This is a genomic window from Brevibacillus brevis (genome assembly GCF_001039275.2).
In the GTDB taxonomy this organism is placed as follows: domain Bacteria; phylum Bacillota; class Bacilli; order Brevibacillales; family Brevibacillaceae; genus Brevibacillus; species Brevibacillus brevis_C.
In genome coordinates, this window is sequence record NZ_CP030117.1 from 2,387,072 (window position 1) to 2,401,371 (window position 14,300).

General features: G+C 47.4%; 18 protein-coding genes. 15 read left to right on the forward strand and 3 right to left on the reverse strand.

Annotation, left to right across the window (positions count from 1 at the left end; all coding sequences use genetic code 11):
• Positions 1-75 precede the first annotated feature (75 nt).
• From AB432_RS12060 to AB432_RS12105, 10 genes are all read left to right on the forward strand, one after another.
• On the forward strand, positions 76-1,053 hold the full coding sequence (locus AB432_RS12060; protein WP_048032485.1) for an ABC transporter permease: 978 nt from the start codon (positions 76-78) through the stop codon (positions 1,051-1,053).
• Positions 1,046-1,900, forward strand: a complete 855-nt coding sequence (locus tag AB432_RS12065; RefSeq protein ID WP_048032486.1) for an ABC transporter permease — start codon at positions 1,046-1,048, stop codon at positions 1,898-1,900. The genes AB432_RS12060 and AB432_RS12065 overlap by 8 nt, the downstream gene beginning before the upstream one ends.
• A 6-nt stretch (positions 1,901-1,906) precedes the next feature.
• Entirely contained in the window at positions 1,907-2,863 is a 957-nt protein-coding gene (locus AB432_RS12070; protein WP_048032487.1) for an ABC transporter ATP-binding protein, read from the forward strand.
• Between the two features lie 3 nt (positions 2,864-2,866).
• A complete protein-coding gene (locus AB432_RS12075) occupies positions 2,867-3,913 on the forward strand; it encodes an ABC transporter ATP-binding protein (RefSeq protein ID WP_048032488.1) in 1,047 nt (348 codons plus the stop codon).
• A gap of 206 nt (positions 3,914-4,119) precedes the next feature.
• Positions 4,120-4,908: a cupredoxin domain-containing protein gene (locus tag AB432_RS12080; protein WP_235617671.1), complete on the forward strand. Its 789-nt coding sequence runs from the start codon at positions 4,120-4,122 to the stop codon at positions 4,906-4,908.
• Between the two features lie 101 nt (positions 4,909-5,009).
• Positions 5,010-5,759 (forward strand): cytochrome c biogenesis CcdA family protein, encoded by a 750-nt coding sequence (locus AB432_RS12085; RefSeq protein ID WP_048032489.1) that lies wholly within the window; start codon positions 5,010-5,012, stop codon positions 5,757-5,759.
• Positions 5,753-6,055 (forward strand): rhodanese-like domain-containing protein, encoded by a 303-nt coding sequence (locus tag AB432_RS12090; RefSeq protein ID WP_235617672.1) that lies wholly within the window; start codon positions 5,753-5,755, stop codon positions 6,053-6,055. Before AB432_RS12085 ends, AB432_RS12090 begins: the two co-directional genes overlap by 7 nt.
• 131 nt (positions 6,056-6,186) lie before the next feature.
• Entirely contained in the window at positions 6,187-6,414 is a 228-nt protein-coding gene (locus AB432_RS12095; protein ID WP_082195911.1) for a spore coat associated protein CotJA, read from the forward strand.
• Positions 6,411-6,683, forward strand: coding sequence for a spore coat protein CotJB (locus AB432_RS12100; RefSeq protein ID WP_007725800.1), 273 nt, complete (start codon positions 6,411-6,413; stop codon positions 6,681-6,683). The genes AB432_RS12095 and AB432_RS12100 overlap by 4 nt, the downstream gene beginning before the upstream one ends.
• Before the next feature lie 21 nt (positions 6,684-6,704).
• Entirely contained in the window at positions 6,705-7,274 is a 570-nt protein-coding gene (locus tag AB432_RS12105) for a manganese catalase family protein (protein WP_048032490.1), read from the forward strand.
• A gap of 91 nt (positions 7,275-7,365) precedes the next feature.
• Here the strand turns inward: AB432_RS12105 and AB432_RS12110 are convergent, their stop codons facing one another.
• A complete protein-coding gene (locus AB432_RS12110; protein ID WP_048032491.1) occupies positions 7,366-9,033 on the reverse strand; it encodes a ribonuclease J in 1,668 nt (555 codons plus the stop codon).
• Between the two features lie 163 nt (positions 9,034-9,196).
• Here AB432_RS12110 and AB432_RS12115 point away from each other — a divergent pair, with 163 nt between their 5' ends.
• Complete coding sequence (locus AB432_RS12115) at positions 9,197-9,616, forward strand: thioredoxin domain-containing protein (RefSeq protein ID WP_048032492.1); 420 nt, start codon at positions 9,197-9,199, stop codon at positions 9,614-9,616.
• Positions 9,617-9,710: 94 nt separating this feature from the next.
• Here the strand turns inward: AB432_RS12115 and AB432_RS12120 are convergent, their stop codons facing one another.
• Positions 9,711-10,151: a protease complex subunit PrcB family protein gene (locus AB432_RS12120; protein WP_048032493.1), complete on the reverse strand. Its 441-nt coding sequence runs from the start codon at positions 10,149-10,151 to the stop codon at positions 9,711-9,713.
• Positions 10,152-10,212: 61 nt separating this feature from the next.
• Here AB432_RS12120 and AB432_RS12125 point away from each other — a divergent pair, with 61 nt between their 5' ends.
• Both AB432_RS12125 and AB432_RS12130 read left to right on the forward strand, forming a co-directional pair.
• Positions 10,213-12,108 (forward strand): hypothetical protein, encoded by a 1,896-nt coding sequence (locus AB432_RS12125; RefSeq protein WP_048032494.1) that lies wholly within the window; start codon positions 10,213-10,215, stop codon positions 12,106-12,108.
• Between the two features lie 72 nt (positions 12,109-12,180).
• Positions 12,181-12,636 (forward strand): YlbF/YmcA family competence regulator, encoded by a 456-nt coding sequence (locus tag AB432_RS12130; protein ID WP_048032495.1) that lies wholly within the window; start codon positions 12,181-12,183, stop codon positions 12,634-12,636.
• A 1-nt stretch (position 12,637) separates the two neighbouring features.
• Here AB432_RS12130 and AB432_RS12135 read toward each other — a convergent pair whose 3' ends face one another.
• Complete coding sequence (locus tag AB432_RS12135; protein ID WP_235617673.1) at positions 12,638-13,015, reverse strand: hypothetical protein; 378 nt, start codon at positions 13,013-13,015, stop codon at positions 12,638-12,640.
• A 27-nt stretch (positions 13,016-13,042) separates the two neighbouring features.
• Between AB432_RS12135 and AB432_RS12140 the strand changes: the two genes are divergently transcribed.
• Together AB432_RS12140 and AB432_RS12145 are read left to right on the forward strand one after the other, a co-directional pair.
• Positions 13,043-13,387, forward strand: a complete 345-nt coding sequence (locus AB432_RS12140) for a YlbG family protein (protein ID WP_007725782.1) — start codon at positions 13,043-13,045, stop codon at positions 13,385-13,387.
• Between the two features lie 144 nt (positions 13,388-13,531).
• Entirely contained in the window at positions 13,532-14,296 is a 765-nt protein-coding gene (locus AB432_RS12145) for a LamB/YcsF family protein (protein WP_047068803.1), read from the forward strand.
• Positions 14,297-14,300 lie beyond the last annotated feature (4 nt).

A 14,300-nucleotide genomic window follows, 5' to 3' on the forward strand; every position in this document is an offset into this window, starting at 1 on the left:
CAGCAGTAATGCTCCTCACTGTTATTGCGGGGGAACCATTTGTTCCTGTTGATCATCGAAAGAAGAGGTGTACTCATGACCCGATTTCTAACAGGCAAGGTCACTCAATATATTTTCGTTATTTTTATTATGCTGACACTGAACTTTCTCCTCCCACGTTTGATGCCAGGCAGTCCCCTCGCGTATATAGCTGGAGAAGACATCATGCTCATGACGACAGAAGAGAAGGAGGCCATATTAGAGGCACACGGATTGAATAAATCACTCTTGGAACAATACGTTATCTATTTGGGGAATATGGCGACGATGGATTTCGGCTATTCCTACCAACAAAAGATGCCAATAACGCAGTTGATTTCGGAGCGGTTGCCGTGGACACTGCTGTTAACTGGACTGAACTTAGTAATATCTACCTTGTTAGGCGTCATTTTTGGGACGATATCTGCCTGGAAATGGGGGAAAAGAAGCGATGTTAGTCTCTTGACGATTTTTATGTTTTTAAGCGCGATGCCATCCTTCTGGCTGGGCATGATTCTGGTAGCGATTTTTGCCGCACAATGGGGGCTGTTTCCCATTTTTGGCGCGCAGACGGCATGGAGCAATCTCACAGGCTTAGATCGCGTTACCGACATCGCCCATCATCTCGTTTTACCTCTGGTGACACTCGTATTGATCACCGTTACGACAACCTATATGACGATGCGCTATTCGATGCTGAACGTGCTGGGCGAGGACTACATTATGATGGCCAGAGCCAAAGGCGTAAAAGAAAAAATGATCAAATATCGTCACGCGATGCGGAATGCGTTACTCCCGGTAGCTACGGTTTTTATGCTCAGTCTCGGTAATATTTTTGGAGGGGCAACGGTGATCGAAACCGTGTTTGCCTACCCAGGTATCGGCAGGCTGATGTTTGAGGCCGTCTTAAGCAGGGACTATCCGGTAATACAGGCTGCTTTTCTTATCATTACGTTGAGCGTAGTCATCGCCAACTTTCTAGCAGACATCTTATACCCGATTCTCGATCCAAAGGTGGGAAGGAATAATGGATAAAGGAAAATGGCTACAATACTGGACCATTTTTCAATCGAGCCGACTCGGGGCGATTGGTAGCATCATCCTTCTTCTATTTGTCATCGTTGCGCTAGCGGCACCATTCCTAGCACCTTTTGACCCGGACGAACGTGTAGACGCGCCATTTCTTCCGCCAGGCGGAGATTATGTACTCGGAACCAATGACGTTGGACAAGACATCTTTAGCGAGCTCTTATACGGCACGCGCATTTCGTTGACGATCGGTATTTTAGCTGCATTGTTTTCTATCTTGCTCGGTTCTCTTGTGGGGATCGTTGCCGGTTACTTCGGGGGAAAAATCGATTCTGCTCTCATGAGACTGGTAGATTTGGTACTCGTTGTGCCTTTTTTGCCTTTGATGATTTTGCTCGCCGCGTTTATTGGTCCGAGTTTTTGGAATCTCATTTTCGTCATTACCGTATTGACCTGGGCATCTCCTGCTAGGGTGGTTCGCTCACAGGTCCTTACGATAAAAACGAAAGGGTTCGTGGAGGCCGCGCGATCAATTGGCAGCAGCGCTCCTACCGTGATGTTCCGTCATATTTTGCCGGGAGTTGTACCGATTGCTTTATCGCAATTCATCATGGCGGCGAGCAATGCCATCCTGTTGGAGGCTTCCCTCAGTTTTCTAGGGCTAGGCGACCCTTTGAATAAAAGCTGGGGAACAACCCTGTATTATGCACAGGCGAGAAGTGCTTTTTTGACGGATGCATGGCTATGGTGGATATTGCCACCGGGTGTGTTAATTACAGCGCTGGTTATCGGCTTTGCTTTTGCTGGCTACTCGCTGGAACAAATCTTTAATCCTCGGCTGCGGAAAGGGTGACTCGCCATGAATAAAGTTCTCGTCGTCGAAAATTTGCACACACACTTTTTTACGGCAAATGGTGTAGTAGAAGCGGTTGAGGACGTTAGTTTTCACCTGGAAAAGGGGGAAATGCTCGGGCTGATCGGAGAGTCTGGCTGCGGGAAGTCCACCGTGATTCAGTCCATTCTGCGATTGCTCGAATACCCGGGGAAGGTCATGTGCGGGAAAGCCATGCTGGGGGGAGTCGACTTGTTGCAGGCGCCAGCAGAGCAGGTCGAAAAGCTCCGCTGGAAATCAATTTCTGTTATTCCCCAAAGCGCGATGAATGCCTTAAATCCTGTATTTACGGTCGGGGAACAAATTATGGAAGCGATTTTGTTACACGAAAAAATAACGATGGAGGAAGCGATTCGACGAACCGAACAGCTATTGGAAATGGTCGGGATTCCAAAGCAAAGGCGTAAGTCGTTCCCACATGAATTCAGCGGAGGAATGAAACAGCGTGTAGCCATAGCGATGGCACTAGCCTGTAATCCGCAGGTCGTCATCTCGGATGAATCGACGACCGGACTGGATGTTTTGACCCAAGCGCAGGTCATCGCGATTTTGAAAGATTTGCAAAGATCCATGGACTTGTCCATTATTCTTATCTCCCACGACCTGCCGATGGTGACAGCCATCTGTGAAAGGATTGCCATTATGTATGCGGGCAAGATTGTAGAATGTGGGACAACAGAACAATTGATCACGAACCCAAGACACCCGTACTCACAAGGTTTGCTCGCTGCCACTCCCGATATTAATGACCCCGAGAAAGAATGCCGTTCGATTCCGGGGACAGTGCCGCTGCTCATAAACCCGCCCAAAGGGTGCAGATTTCATACGAGATGTCAGCATGCGCAAGACAAATGCAAGGTAGAGTCACCTCCATTAAGAGAAGTGCATGAAGGGCATTTTGTATCCTGTTTTGTAGGAGGGTAAGACATGGCAATCACGCAAAAGTCGCAATCCAACGATGAGTTGGTAACGGTGCAAAATCTGGTCAAACGTTTTGAAAAGAAGCAGGGGGCGTTTTTTCGCAGCAAAAAGACGACGGTCTATGCAGTAAACAATGTGAATTTCTCTATTAAAAAGGGGGAGATTCTCGGGATCATCGGGGAGAGCGGATGCGGGAAAACAACAACGGCTCGAATGATTATGCGACTTACAAAAGAATCATCCGGTCAAATTCTTTTTGATGGGCAAGATTTGTGTCGATTAGGGGAACGGGCAGTGAGGGGAATTCGACAAGAGATGCAAATGATATTTCAAGACCCGTACGATTCATTGAATCCGGGAATGACCATTCTTGAAATCTTAATGGAGCCGCTCCATGCCCATCAAAAAGCGGGTACCTTCGAAAAGAAGAGGGAGCAAGTGCTTCAAATTCTCAACCATATCGAGCTTAGACCTGCCGAAAGCTTTTTGCAACGATATCCGCATCAGCTAAGCGGGGGGCAGCGGCAAAGGATTGCAATCGCTCGAGCCCTCATTTTAAAACCAAAGTTCGTTGCGGCTGATGAGCCGACCTCCATGTTGGATGTGTCGGTCAGAATGGGCGTTTTGCAGCTATTAAAATCATTGAAAGAAGAAATGGGTCTGACGATGCTGTTTATTACCCATGACCTGTCGACGGCTGCCTACATGTGTGATCGGATAGCTGTCATGTATCAAGGGAATATCGTCGAGATCGGACCGACCCATGAGATTCTGTATCAACCCTCTCACCCTTACACACGCGCACTCGTAGCTGTAGTCTCCGATCTCAATCATTTTCTCAAACACAGGCAAGAGCTGATAATAGATGGGGAAGTGCAGAATGAAGGAATCCAAAAAGGATGTCCTTTTCTTGTTCGCTGCCCCCATCAGGTTGAACATTGCCGCAATACGGTACCAATGCTAGAGCGCATCTCATCCGACCACTATGTTTCATGTATTCATCAACAGGGGGAATATGAGAGCACAAAGGCTACCAATAGGCATGCGAACTAGAAAATGTGCGAGCCCTCTCGACAGCAGTCAGAGGGTTTTCTTGTTCGTTATGTCCTATTTTGTTGGCGTAGGACATACTTTACAATGAGGGAAATATACTCGGGGGTGGTATCTTGAGCGCGGTGTATCAGGTCCTGATCTACGTCGGTTTCGCTTACGTTTGCTTCACATGGTTTATATGGCGACGAAAGCAGGGGATCGATCATATGCAAGGCATGATGAGCACGATGTCTGTCAGTATGATGATTGGCTTGATCGGAGGGTTGATCCTTGGCGATGTTTACAGGGGAGACCTGTATGTATCCACCATGTGGGGAATGCTGGCAGGTGGACTGTCTGGTTTTCTCCTAGGAGTTCCATTGTCGATCCTGAGTATTGTGGAAGGAATCTTATCGGGCGTCATGGGCGGGATGATGGGCGCCATGTTGGGAGAGATGGTTCCCGGTGAAAAAGTAGAGCCTCTTTTGTTTGTTTTCGTCATGCTCTATACCGTATGTATGCTGCTCGTAGCCAAGCTGATTGATTTTCATAAAAATGAAACGAAGCGGTCCTCCTTTTTTCATCATCCTGCTACGCCAGCTGTGTTGCTGCTTGCCGTCTTCTTCTGGTTTCAATCATTGCCGTTTCCATCCCCGGCTCTTTATGCAGATGATCGCGCGACAGAAATCAACCTCACAGCCGTAGACTTTTCCTATAAACCGAACCAATTTATCGTGAAAAAAAATACGGAGATCAAAGTCGTCTTTCAAAATGATGGCAATGTAGAGCACGATATCGAGGTGGTGTCTCATGGAAAAATCGTAACGATTTCAGAATCAAGCATGGAACATCATCATGGAGCAATGGCTGATGGCGTGGTTCATTTGCACGCCAAGCCAGGAGAGTCAGTTGAAACCGTGTGGAAGGCATTGGAGGAAGGAACTTATGAATTTTATTGTACGATCCCTGGACACAAAGAAAGCGGCATGATAGGAAGCTTGCAAGTGACGGGATGAAGGAAAGGAGAGGCGAATCTTGCCTTTCTTTTTTTCTTCATAGTTTCCTCACAACCTGTCAGTAAAATAAAAGAAAAGAAAGACCTATTCGGAGGAGAAGCATGGATTGGTATTCGTACTTGTATCAATATGGAGCATGGATCAGCAAGCCCTTTTCCGATTTGTATTACGGAATGGGCGAACAAGCACCGTTGATTGGAGCGTTGTTGCTCGGGATCGTCGGGGCGTTTGCACCGTGCCAGTTATCAGGGAATGTGGCTGCTTTTACTGTGTTCGGGAAGAATGTCGTCGTCAAAGGTGGCTTTCGTAGTCATGTCTGGATGTTCATCCTTGGCAAAGCAGTCGTGTATTCCGCTTTGGGAGCAATTGTATTTGCGTTCGGCGAACAACTTTCTACACAAGCGATCCCTCTGTTTCAGTGGGCGAGAAAATTATTAGCACCGATGTTTATTTTGATTGGATTGTTCTTAATCGGATGGATTAAACTTCCATTTCTACATATGCACTCATTTGAAGAAAAAATCAAGCGTTTTTCGAAGCGATTTGAGGGAAAGACACAATCCTTTTGGCTTGGCGTTGCCTTTTCCCTCGGGTTTTGTCCGACGATGTTTTGGCTCTATTTTGGACTAACAATGCCCTTGATGTTCACGAGCTCGTTCGGTCCGATCATTCCCACTGTATTTGCACTTGGCACGGCGCTGCCGCTACTCATCGTTTTACTGCTGTTAGCCGTCGCAAGTGATAGCTCATCTCTGATGAAGAAAACAAGGAAATGGGGTACGGCAACGCAAAAATTGGCTGGAATCGTGTTTGTCCTGCTCGGTATTTCGGATTTTATGGCATTTTGGTAAGGCTGCAACAAGATAACATACGAAAAGGTGGATCGGATGAAAAAGATATGGTGATTGTGGATTTGCGCGAGCCTGAGCTGTTTGAAGAGGGAAGAGTCCCCTATGCCATTAATATTCCTTTTGCAGAGATCAATGAGAAATACAGAAGCATTCCCACAGACAAAAAAGTCGTTTTCGTTTGCCATACTGGCCGGATGGGAGTAGAAAGTGGAAATCTTCTGCTTGAAAATGGCTACAAGGATGTTGCGAATCTGGACGGTGGCATGGCGAAATGGACTGGACATGTGGAATCTTAGATGTTAACCGCTTTCCTTTTTTGGAGGAGAGCGGTTTCTTCGTTTTGGGGGGATTAATCACGCCTACTGGGTGGGCTGCATAGTGTAGTCATGAAGGAACAGACATTGCAAGTTGGAGGAGGATATTGGCATTGCATTCGCAAACACGCGACTACTTTCCGTACGTTGGTCCCTATGATCCATGTCCGCCGATTCGGGTAAAGACGTACCAGGTGCCCCCTCAGCTGTTTATGACGTTTCAGCCGGAGAACTTACCGCAATATAGCCCGATGGAAGCGTTGAAATTAGGTACGTTATGGCCAGCACTTTTTAGCCCCTATGATCCCAGACTGAGTCATTTGGGGAGGGGGCACTCATGACAGCTGAAAATAGATTTGGCGATGAACAATATTACGCATTGCTTGAACAGTTGCAAGCGATCGACTTTGTACTGGTAGAGCTCAGTCTTTATTTAGATACGCATCCCACCGATCAGAATGCGCTTCAGCAGTTTAATGATTTAACGGAGCAACGCTGGGTTTTGGCAAACGAATATGAGAAATTGTACGGGCCTTTGCAAAATCTTGGCCGCAGCTATTCAGGCTATCCGTGGCAGTGGAATGATGATCCATGGCCTTGGCAAGTTTAGAAGAGAGGGATAACGACACCGATGTGGATCTATGAAAAAAAATTGCAGTATCCGGTTCGTGTCAGTAAGTGCGATATAAGAATGGCGAAGTATTTGATTGAGCAATATGGAGGGGCGGATGGTGAGCTGGCAGCCGCACTGCGCTATATGAACCAGCGGTATACGATCCCGAATAAAGTGGTCGGATTATTAACGGATATCGCTACCGAAGAGTTTGCGCATCTCGAAATGATTGCCACGATGGTGTATAAGCTGACCAAAGACGCGACTGTCGAAGAGTTGAAGGAAGCGGGATTGGGTGAGCATTACGCCAATCATGATCGGGCGCTCTTTTACAACAATGCCAGTGGTGTACCGTGGACGGCAGCCTATATCGCTGCCAAGGGAGATCCGATCGCGGATTTGTATGAGGATATCGCGGCCGAAGAAAAAGCCCGTGCGACGTATCAATGGCTGATTGACATGACCGATGATGTTGATTTGCAGGACAGCTTGAAGTTTTTGCGAGAGCGGGAAGTCGTTCACTCGATGCGTTTTCGCGAGGCTGTAGAGATATTGAAGGAAGAGCGGGATGCGAAGAAGATATTTTGAGGGAAAAAAAGAGAGCTGGAGGGCTCTCTTTTTTTTATGGCTGCTGCGGTTCAAAGGCAGGTGGAATGACTATTATGAGAAGGCTTTTCCCTCACACATCCATAATAATCGGCAGGATCATAGGTCTGCGCTTTGTTTTGGCATATACGAATTTCCCAATCGATTCCCGCATGCCTTGCTTCAAGCGGTTCCACTGACTCACATTCGCTTCCTGCAAATTGGTGATCACCTCGGATGCAATGCGAGTCGCTTCTTCCAACAGGCCCTCTGATTCCGGAGCGTGAATGAATCCGCGAGAAATAAGGTCAGGACCTGACAAAATTTTGCCGTCGGTTTTACTGCGCGTCACAACGATCACGAGAATGCCATCTTCCGAAAGATGTTTGCGATCCCGTAATATTCCATTCCCTACATCACCGATACCTAAACCATCCACCAAGGTATTTCCGGCAGGGATTTTTCTTTCCTGCACAGCCACACCATCCTGAATATCCACGACATCTCCGTTATTTACAATGAAAATGGACTCGATATCAACGCCGACGGATTCTGCTAACAGACGATGTTGATGGAGCATCCGATACTCACCGTGAATGGGGATAAAGTATTGTGGCTTCATGAGAGTGAGCATGAGCTTCAACTCTTCTTGGAAGCCATGGCCGGACACATGCATGCCTGTCCCAGAGCCATATATAACGTTGGCACCCATAATAAACAAGTTGTCGACGATGCGGGCTACATTTCGTTCGTTCCCTGGAATGGGGGAAGAAGAGAGGATGACGGTATCACCGCGTTCTATTTTCACGTGCCGATACCCGGAGGTCGACAACCGGGATAAGGCTGCCATCGGTTCGCCTTGGCTTCCCGTGCATAGAACAGCGACACGGGCTGGATCGAGCTCGTTCACTTCTTCTACTTCTACCAGCATGTCATCCGGTATATGTAAATAGCCTTGTTCCGATGCGATTTTGACCACATTGACCATACTTCGGCCCAACAAAGCAAGCTTTCGATTCGTCGCTTCTACGGCATCAATGACTTGTTGCAGGCGGTATACATTGGAAGCAAATGTCGAGACAAATATTTTCTGCTGTGCCTTACTGAATGCTTCTAATAGACGATCGCCCACGTGTTTTTCTGATGGAGTAAAGCCTGGGCGCTCCGCATTGGTACTCTCTGACAACAAGGCCAATACACCTTTCTGCCCGATTTCAGCCATTCTGTGCAAATCGGGGGATTGCTTATGCACCGGTGTTAAATCAAATTTAAAATCGCCCGTATGCACAATAGAGCCTGCTTTTGTCTCAAACACGACACCCAAGCAATCAGGAATGCTATGGTTCGTCTGAAAAAAGCTGATCGTGAGCGAGCCTAATGAAATAGTAGAGTGACGGTCGATGGAGATGAGGGTGGTCTGATGAAGCAAATTATGCTCCTTCAGCTTCAATTCGATAAGTCCTAATGTTAAGCGGGTACCGTAAACAGGGACGTTTAATTGTCGTAAAAAATAGGGAATGCCTCCGATGTGATCCTCATGCCCATGCGTGACAATCAAAGCTCGGACTTTTTCCTGATTTTCCAGCAGATAACTAATGTCTGGTATGATCAGATCAATTCCTAAATAACTCTCATCCGGGAACTTCGAGCCACAATCAATGAGGACAATTTCATCCCCGCATTGAATCCCGTACATGTTTTTGCCGATTTCATATACTCCTCCTAAAGCAAAAATAGAAAGAGTTTCATTCCGTGCATTCATATGTAGTCACTGACCTCCCCAGAGCTTCTTGTGGTTACTTTTACCTATTGGAAAGCTGAGTATGTATGATAACTAGTTAGATCATGAGGAAAAAATGGATGAATGAACCAATCAGGTGTCGGGCACACTGGGGTAAGACTCATTTTGGAAGGGAGCAGCTCCGGTGAAAACCAAACGATTTCTTTTCCGCTTGTTTCTATTGATTGCCATTGCGGCTGGTGTGGAATGGTTTGTGTACGCGAACCAACAAGCGCAAACCGAAGTGGTAGCAGACGAGTCGCACGCTCATCATGCGGCGCCGACACTCGCTGTGACGCATACCCTTGTGAAGGATGATTTGCAACTCAAATTGGCCGTTACGAATTTCTCTTTTTCCCTCGAAAACATGGGGAAGGAAAACAAGCATGGAGAAGGGCATGTTCATCTGTACCTCGACGGCAAAAAGATCGCCAAAGTATTCGAGCCTAGCTATGTCATGAAGGATATCCCGGCTGGGAAACATGAAGTCAAGGTAGAATTGGCCCATAATAACCACGAGTCGTATGGTGTTGCAGAGAGCTTTTCCATTGAGGTAAAGCCCTGATAAGCAAGGGTAACTGTTGGGAAAAGGAAAAAAGCCGACTTCGATACGCCTTGTGGCTTTCGAACTGTCGGCTTTTTTCATGGATAGAGATAGACTAGCGCATATGCACACTGACTTTTGCTTGCTGGTCTGGCAGGGCAATCACCAAAGTCGGATAGCTGATGACTTGTGTTTTCATCGAACCTGGAGTTGGTGCTTGGACCCGAACGTGTACGGCAAAGGCATGAGGACCTGTCCGCTTGACTTGGTCCGCCACTAAACGATATCCTCCTGTAGGGCGCTGTCCTGCACCCACGACTACATAGGATTTTCCATTGGCACGAACAATGGTGTGTCCGCCATTTTTACGAACTTTCTTCAAAGCTTCCTGCACAGCCGGCGGATAGGGAGCAGCAACGGCCTCGTAAGCAGCATCTGCTTGTACAGCCTCTTTCGCCACAGGCTCAGATACGGTAGGATGTTGAGGTGACAAGACTTGTGTACCCGTTACTGCCAAGGTTGCTGTTAAGAGTAAGCTAGGAAATACATGCAACATCAAGATCCCTCCAATTGGTAAAAGTAATGAATCGAACATCATATAGACTGAGGTGACAGGCGTGCGTGTGAAGGATTCGCTGGAATACCTGTCCGAATCAACGCGACAAGCGATTCTACATGAACAGACCAAACGATATCAGATTGACGAAGAGCAAGATTTAACAGCGAGATTATTGGACCCCGCTTTTATTGGGCAAGTATGGGAACAGGCAGATGAGCTGGAACGAACCGTTATCCGGCTTTTCGTAACCAAAGCGACGAGAGGCTTTTTTAGCAAACGAACTTGGGAACGCGAAACGGCAAAAGAGCACAGACATCTGTCAGTCGGCTTGACGAAATTGCGACGGCTTGGACTGATCTTGACTGTACGGAAAATGTGGAGTGAGATTGGCTATTTGATGCCACAAGAGGTTCGAGAGCAGTTGACAAATCAAATGCTGCCGGAAGCCTCCCTGGCTTTTGTTTCTCTTTCAAAAACGCTCCCTTATTATATATCAGCAGGCAGAGGGATACAGCTGGATCTTTTTGGGCTTCTGTTGTTTATTCGAGACAACCAAATTCCCATTACGCAAAGAGGAAGTATTCATCGCAGGATGTCGCAAAAAATGCTGCCACTTCTCTCGTTTACAGACGAGCATGTAAAAGGAATCGTGATTCCGCCGCTCGATCAGGAACAAAGAGAGGGTTTATCCTTGACCATTGTCCTTGATATTGCGCTCAGACTGGGCTTGGTGCATAGAGAAGAGCGAGAACTCGTGCTTGATCTCAATCGAACGAAGCAATGGCTGCATCAACCGCCGCTCGTACGTTGGGAAGAGATGTACCAACTGGTCATGGAACAATTTTTGCCGCATGGCGACTGGTGGGAATTTTTCATTCAATTGATGAGACAGGTTCCTGTCGAGCAGTGGTGTTCCATTCATGAGCAATTGCGCATGCTAAAAGAAGCAGGATTCCCTTTGCCCGAGCATGCAGGGGAGCTCATTGTGGAGCAATGGATGCATTTGCTGTTAGGCTTGGGATGGATTCAGCTTGGGCTGGACGAGGAGCGAGGGGTTTTTTGGCGTTGGAGCAGCTTGCCGCGATTATCGTCGGAGGAGGGCTGGTTTGTAGACCCTACAGGTGCCCTTACAATCCCTCCACTTGTTCCGTTGCTGGATGTATGGGAAATCAGCCGATTTTGCCAGCTCCAATTTGATGGGCAATTGATTCGGGGTGAATTGCAAGCAAAGCTGTTGCAATCGTATTTGGCACAAGGAGGGACGGAGGAGCAAGTCATCGAAAAGCTCCGTGCCTCCTGTGTTCATCCGTTGCCTGAGAGCTTGATTGAAGTTGTCAGCCAATGGGCGAGAACAGCAAGGCAGATTCAAATGGAGCCGTACTTCCTCGTTCGGACAGCACATGCTGGATTTCTGGAGGAATGGCGCGAAATTCCTGACTTTCGCTCATTCCTTACCCAAGTGATATCGCCGACTTCGTTTTTGATTCCGTACTCACAGGAAAAAGAGCTGATCCGTTTACTTCGTCACTTCGGTTATGAGCCGCAAGTGCTGTCACATGTTGCTAGCGCAAGCAAAGAGCTCCAGCCGCACCAAAACAGTCAAGCGGGAAATAAAGGCTTGCTTCTCATCGAACGACCTTGGGACGGATATGCTATAGAAAACACGTTTCCTGAGCAAAATGAGCAAATCGCAGCACTACCCAAAATGTGGACGAAGCATTTCCAATCGTATCATCCACAATCCATGCGGGATTTGTTTAAGCGCGCAATAGAACTGAAGCTGGAAGTCGAGATCCAGCAAAGCGGAAAAGAAAAGCTGCGAGGGCTACCGACAGAAGTACGCCTGGAAATGGGGTACTGGATGGTTACGATTGCCGGACAAGGCGGCAAACAGGGTTACCGTCTCGACAACATTGAGCGAGTGCGCATTGTAGTGCCTGAATATCTGTACTAAGGGTGTGCATCGTGATACAATCAGGAATGACGTAAAGTTTTCTTGCTTTACGGCGAAAGGAGGTCTCGCTTTATGAAAACATTGGAGGCTGTGGATATGTCACAGTTGATCATGGAGTCTCATGAGCTGTCCACGATGATTAACCAATCGCGCGAGGTCTCGGAGTATCTGGAGGCCAAACGCCAAATGGAAGCAGATGAGGAAGTGCAACGTCTGCTCGTCGTGTTCGAGGCTAAGAAGGAACAGTACGAAGATGTGCAACGGTTCGGGAAGTATCACCCGGATTACAATCATATATCCAAAGAAGTACGGGAACTGAAGCGCAACATTGAACTGAGGGATTCCGTACAGGCATTCAAGCGAGCAGAGGATGCTCTGGATGAGCTCTTGTATCAGGTGAGTAGAACCATTGCTCATTCTGTCTCGGAAACGATTAAGGTACCGAGCAACAATCCATTTTTAGAGGCGCAGGGTAGTGGTTGCGGGACAGGTGGAAGCTGCGGCTGTAGTGTGAAAAAGCCATCGTAATTTACGTTGTTCCCGGTTCATTTTGGCGCAACAAAAAGCAGTCTTCACAAAGATTGCCACAGCAAAATTGCTTTTCGTCAGGTACGCGAAAGCGGAAGCGATACACATGCTGCGCGTCATCAGAACGCACGTAAATGCATTCTGGCTGTAATTTGGTATCAGTGGTCAGGCGCTCTCCTGTCTCCATGAGCTGCTTTGTCAGCATAGGAGCGGGGAGCGTACTGCATACATAGAAAAAGAGCTGGCCAGCATATGTTCGCCAACTGCTATGGGTCACGATATTTTCGTGGTGAAGCGCTTCCTCGAATTGATGATAAAACGTAGCCAGCATAGACCACGATTCCTTTCTGTAATTAGCTTTCACCAGTAAGTATACCACGATTGGGAAGGAGACCGACGGCCAAACATGAGAGAGCGACGTCTGGGGGTCGCCGTGTGGGTGAAAAACACGCGTGCCGCCAAAAATTTACGCAAATTTGGCACCATTCATTACATCTCCAAACGCTTAAATTACGTTTCGATGTATGTGGATGCCAATTTGTTGGATGAAACGATTCGCATTATGGAAAAGCTGCACTTCGTAACAAAAATTGAACGTTCCCATCGCCATGAGATCCCGGTAGAGTACAACAATGCCAGACCGGATAAGGCAAAGGAATACGATTATAAACAAGAGAAGAACCAGGTAATGGCACTAGCAGAGACCTTACAGACAGAAGAAAGCAGTCAAGCAACCGTTGGTTCGACATAAGTTGTTCATTAGCTGCCATTTTTCGGCAGCTTTTTTGCTTTTGTTAAACTGGCGTACATGGTATGCTAAAGTGGAAGAAAACGAGAAGCCACGCGTATGAATGCGTTTTCAAAAGATAGATTAGCGAAAGAAAGGTGAGCATACATGATTCATCTGGATATTAACTGCGATATGGCAGAGGGCTTCAGCAGAGGTCGACAATCAGAGGATTTGGGGATTATGAAATGGATCACCTCCGTTAATATTGCTTGCGGATTGCATGCAGGGGACCCCCATATTATTTGCAGAACAATCGAAGCTGCACTCAAGCATGACGTGAAAATCGGGGCACATCCTGGTTATGCAGATATTCAAGGCTTCGGACGTCGTTCGATGAATTTGTCTGTCAATGAAGTGTATGAACTGGTGCTGTATCAAATTGCAGCCTTGGCTGGGACTACAAAAGCACTTGGCGGGGAGCTGCACCATGTGAAATTGCATGGCGCACTTTATAACGAAGCGGCTGAACGCCCAGAGCTCGCTGAAGCGGTTGTCCAAGCCATTGCGGATATTGATGAAGAACTGATCCTCTATGCACTGTCTGGCAGCAAGCTTGTAGAGGCAGGCTTGGAACACGGGCTTCAGGTGGCAGAGGAAGTATTTGCAGAGCGGGCTTATTTGCCGAATGGTCGATTGGCCCCGCGTGAGTTGGAAGGAAGCGTGCTGATCAGTAAGGAAGAACGCATGGAGCAGACACGACAGCTCGTTTTAAAACAAAGAGTAATGACGGTCAATGGCGAGCACATTGACTTGGCGGCCGATACCCTTTGTGTCCATCACGAGAGCCATGACGTACTGCAATTCCTTGGCGAAGTACATAAGTGGGCAAAGCAAAACGATGTGAAAATTGAACCAATCACAGCTCGATAGTAAA

What these genes read in the sequence shown, in the direction of transcription:
- AB432_RS12145 (WP_047068803.1), top strand. Translation starts at nt 13,532, where the DNA reads ATGATTCATCTGGATATTAACTGCGATATGGCAGAGGGCTTCAGCAGA.
- AB432_RS12080 (WP_235617671.1), top strand. Translation starts at nt 4,120, where the DNA reads ATGCAAGGCATGATGAGCACGATGTCTGTCAGTATGATGATTGGCTTG.
- AB432_RS12065 (WP_048032486.1), top strand. Translation starts at nt 1,046, where the DNA reads ATGGATAAAGGAAAATGGCTACAATACTGGACCATTTTTCAATCGAGC.
- AB432_RS12100 (WP_007725800.1), top strand. Translation starts at nt 6,411, where the DNA reads ATGACAGCTGAAAATAGATTTGGCGATGAACAATATTACGCATTGCTT.
- AB432_RS12110 (WP_048032491.1), bottom strand. Translation starts at nt 9,033, where the DNA reads ATGAATGCACGGAATGAAACTCTTTCTATTTTTGCTTTAGGAGGAGTA.
- AB432_RS12060 (WP_048032485.1), top strand. Translation starts at nt 76, where the DNA reads ATGACCCGATTTCTAACAGGCAAGGTCACTCAATATATTTTCGTTATT.
- AB432_RS12120 (WP_048032493.1), bottom strand. Translation starts at nt 10,151, where the DNA reads ATGTTGCATGTATTTCCTAGCTTACTCTTAACAGCAACCTTGGCAGTA.
- AB432_RS12130 (WP_048032495.1), top strand. Translation starts at nt 12,181, where the DNA reads ATGAAAACATTGGAGGCTGTGGATATGTCACAGTTGATCATGGAGTCT.
- AB432_RS12070 (WP_048032487.1), top strand. Translation starts at nt 1,907, where the DNA reads ATGAATAAAGTTCTCGTCGTCGAAAATTTGCACACACACTTTTTTACG.
- AB432_RS12105 (WP_048032490.1), top strand. Translation starts at nt 6,705, where the DNA reads ATGTGGATCTATGAAAAAAAATTGCAGTATCCGGTTCGTGTCAGTAAG.
- AB432_RS12140 (WP_007725782.1), top strand. Translation starts at nt 13,043, where the DNA reads ATGAGAGAGCGACGTCTGGGGGTCGCCGTGTGGGTGAAAAACACGCGT.
- AB432_RS12085 (WP_048032489.1), top strand. Translation starts at nt 5,010, where the DNA reads ATGGATTGGTATTCGTACTTGTATCAATATGGAGCATGGATCAGCAAG.
- AB432_RS12075 (WP_048032488.1), top strand. Translation starts at nt 2,867, where the DNA reads ATGGCAATCACGCAAAAGTCGCAATCCAACGATGAGTTGGTAACGGTG.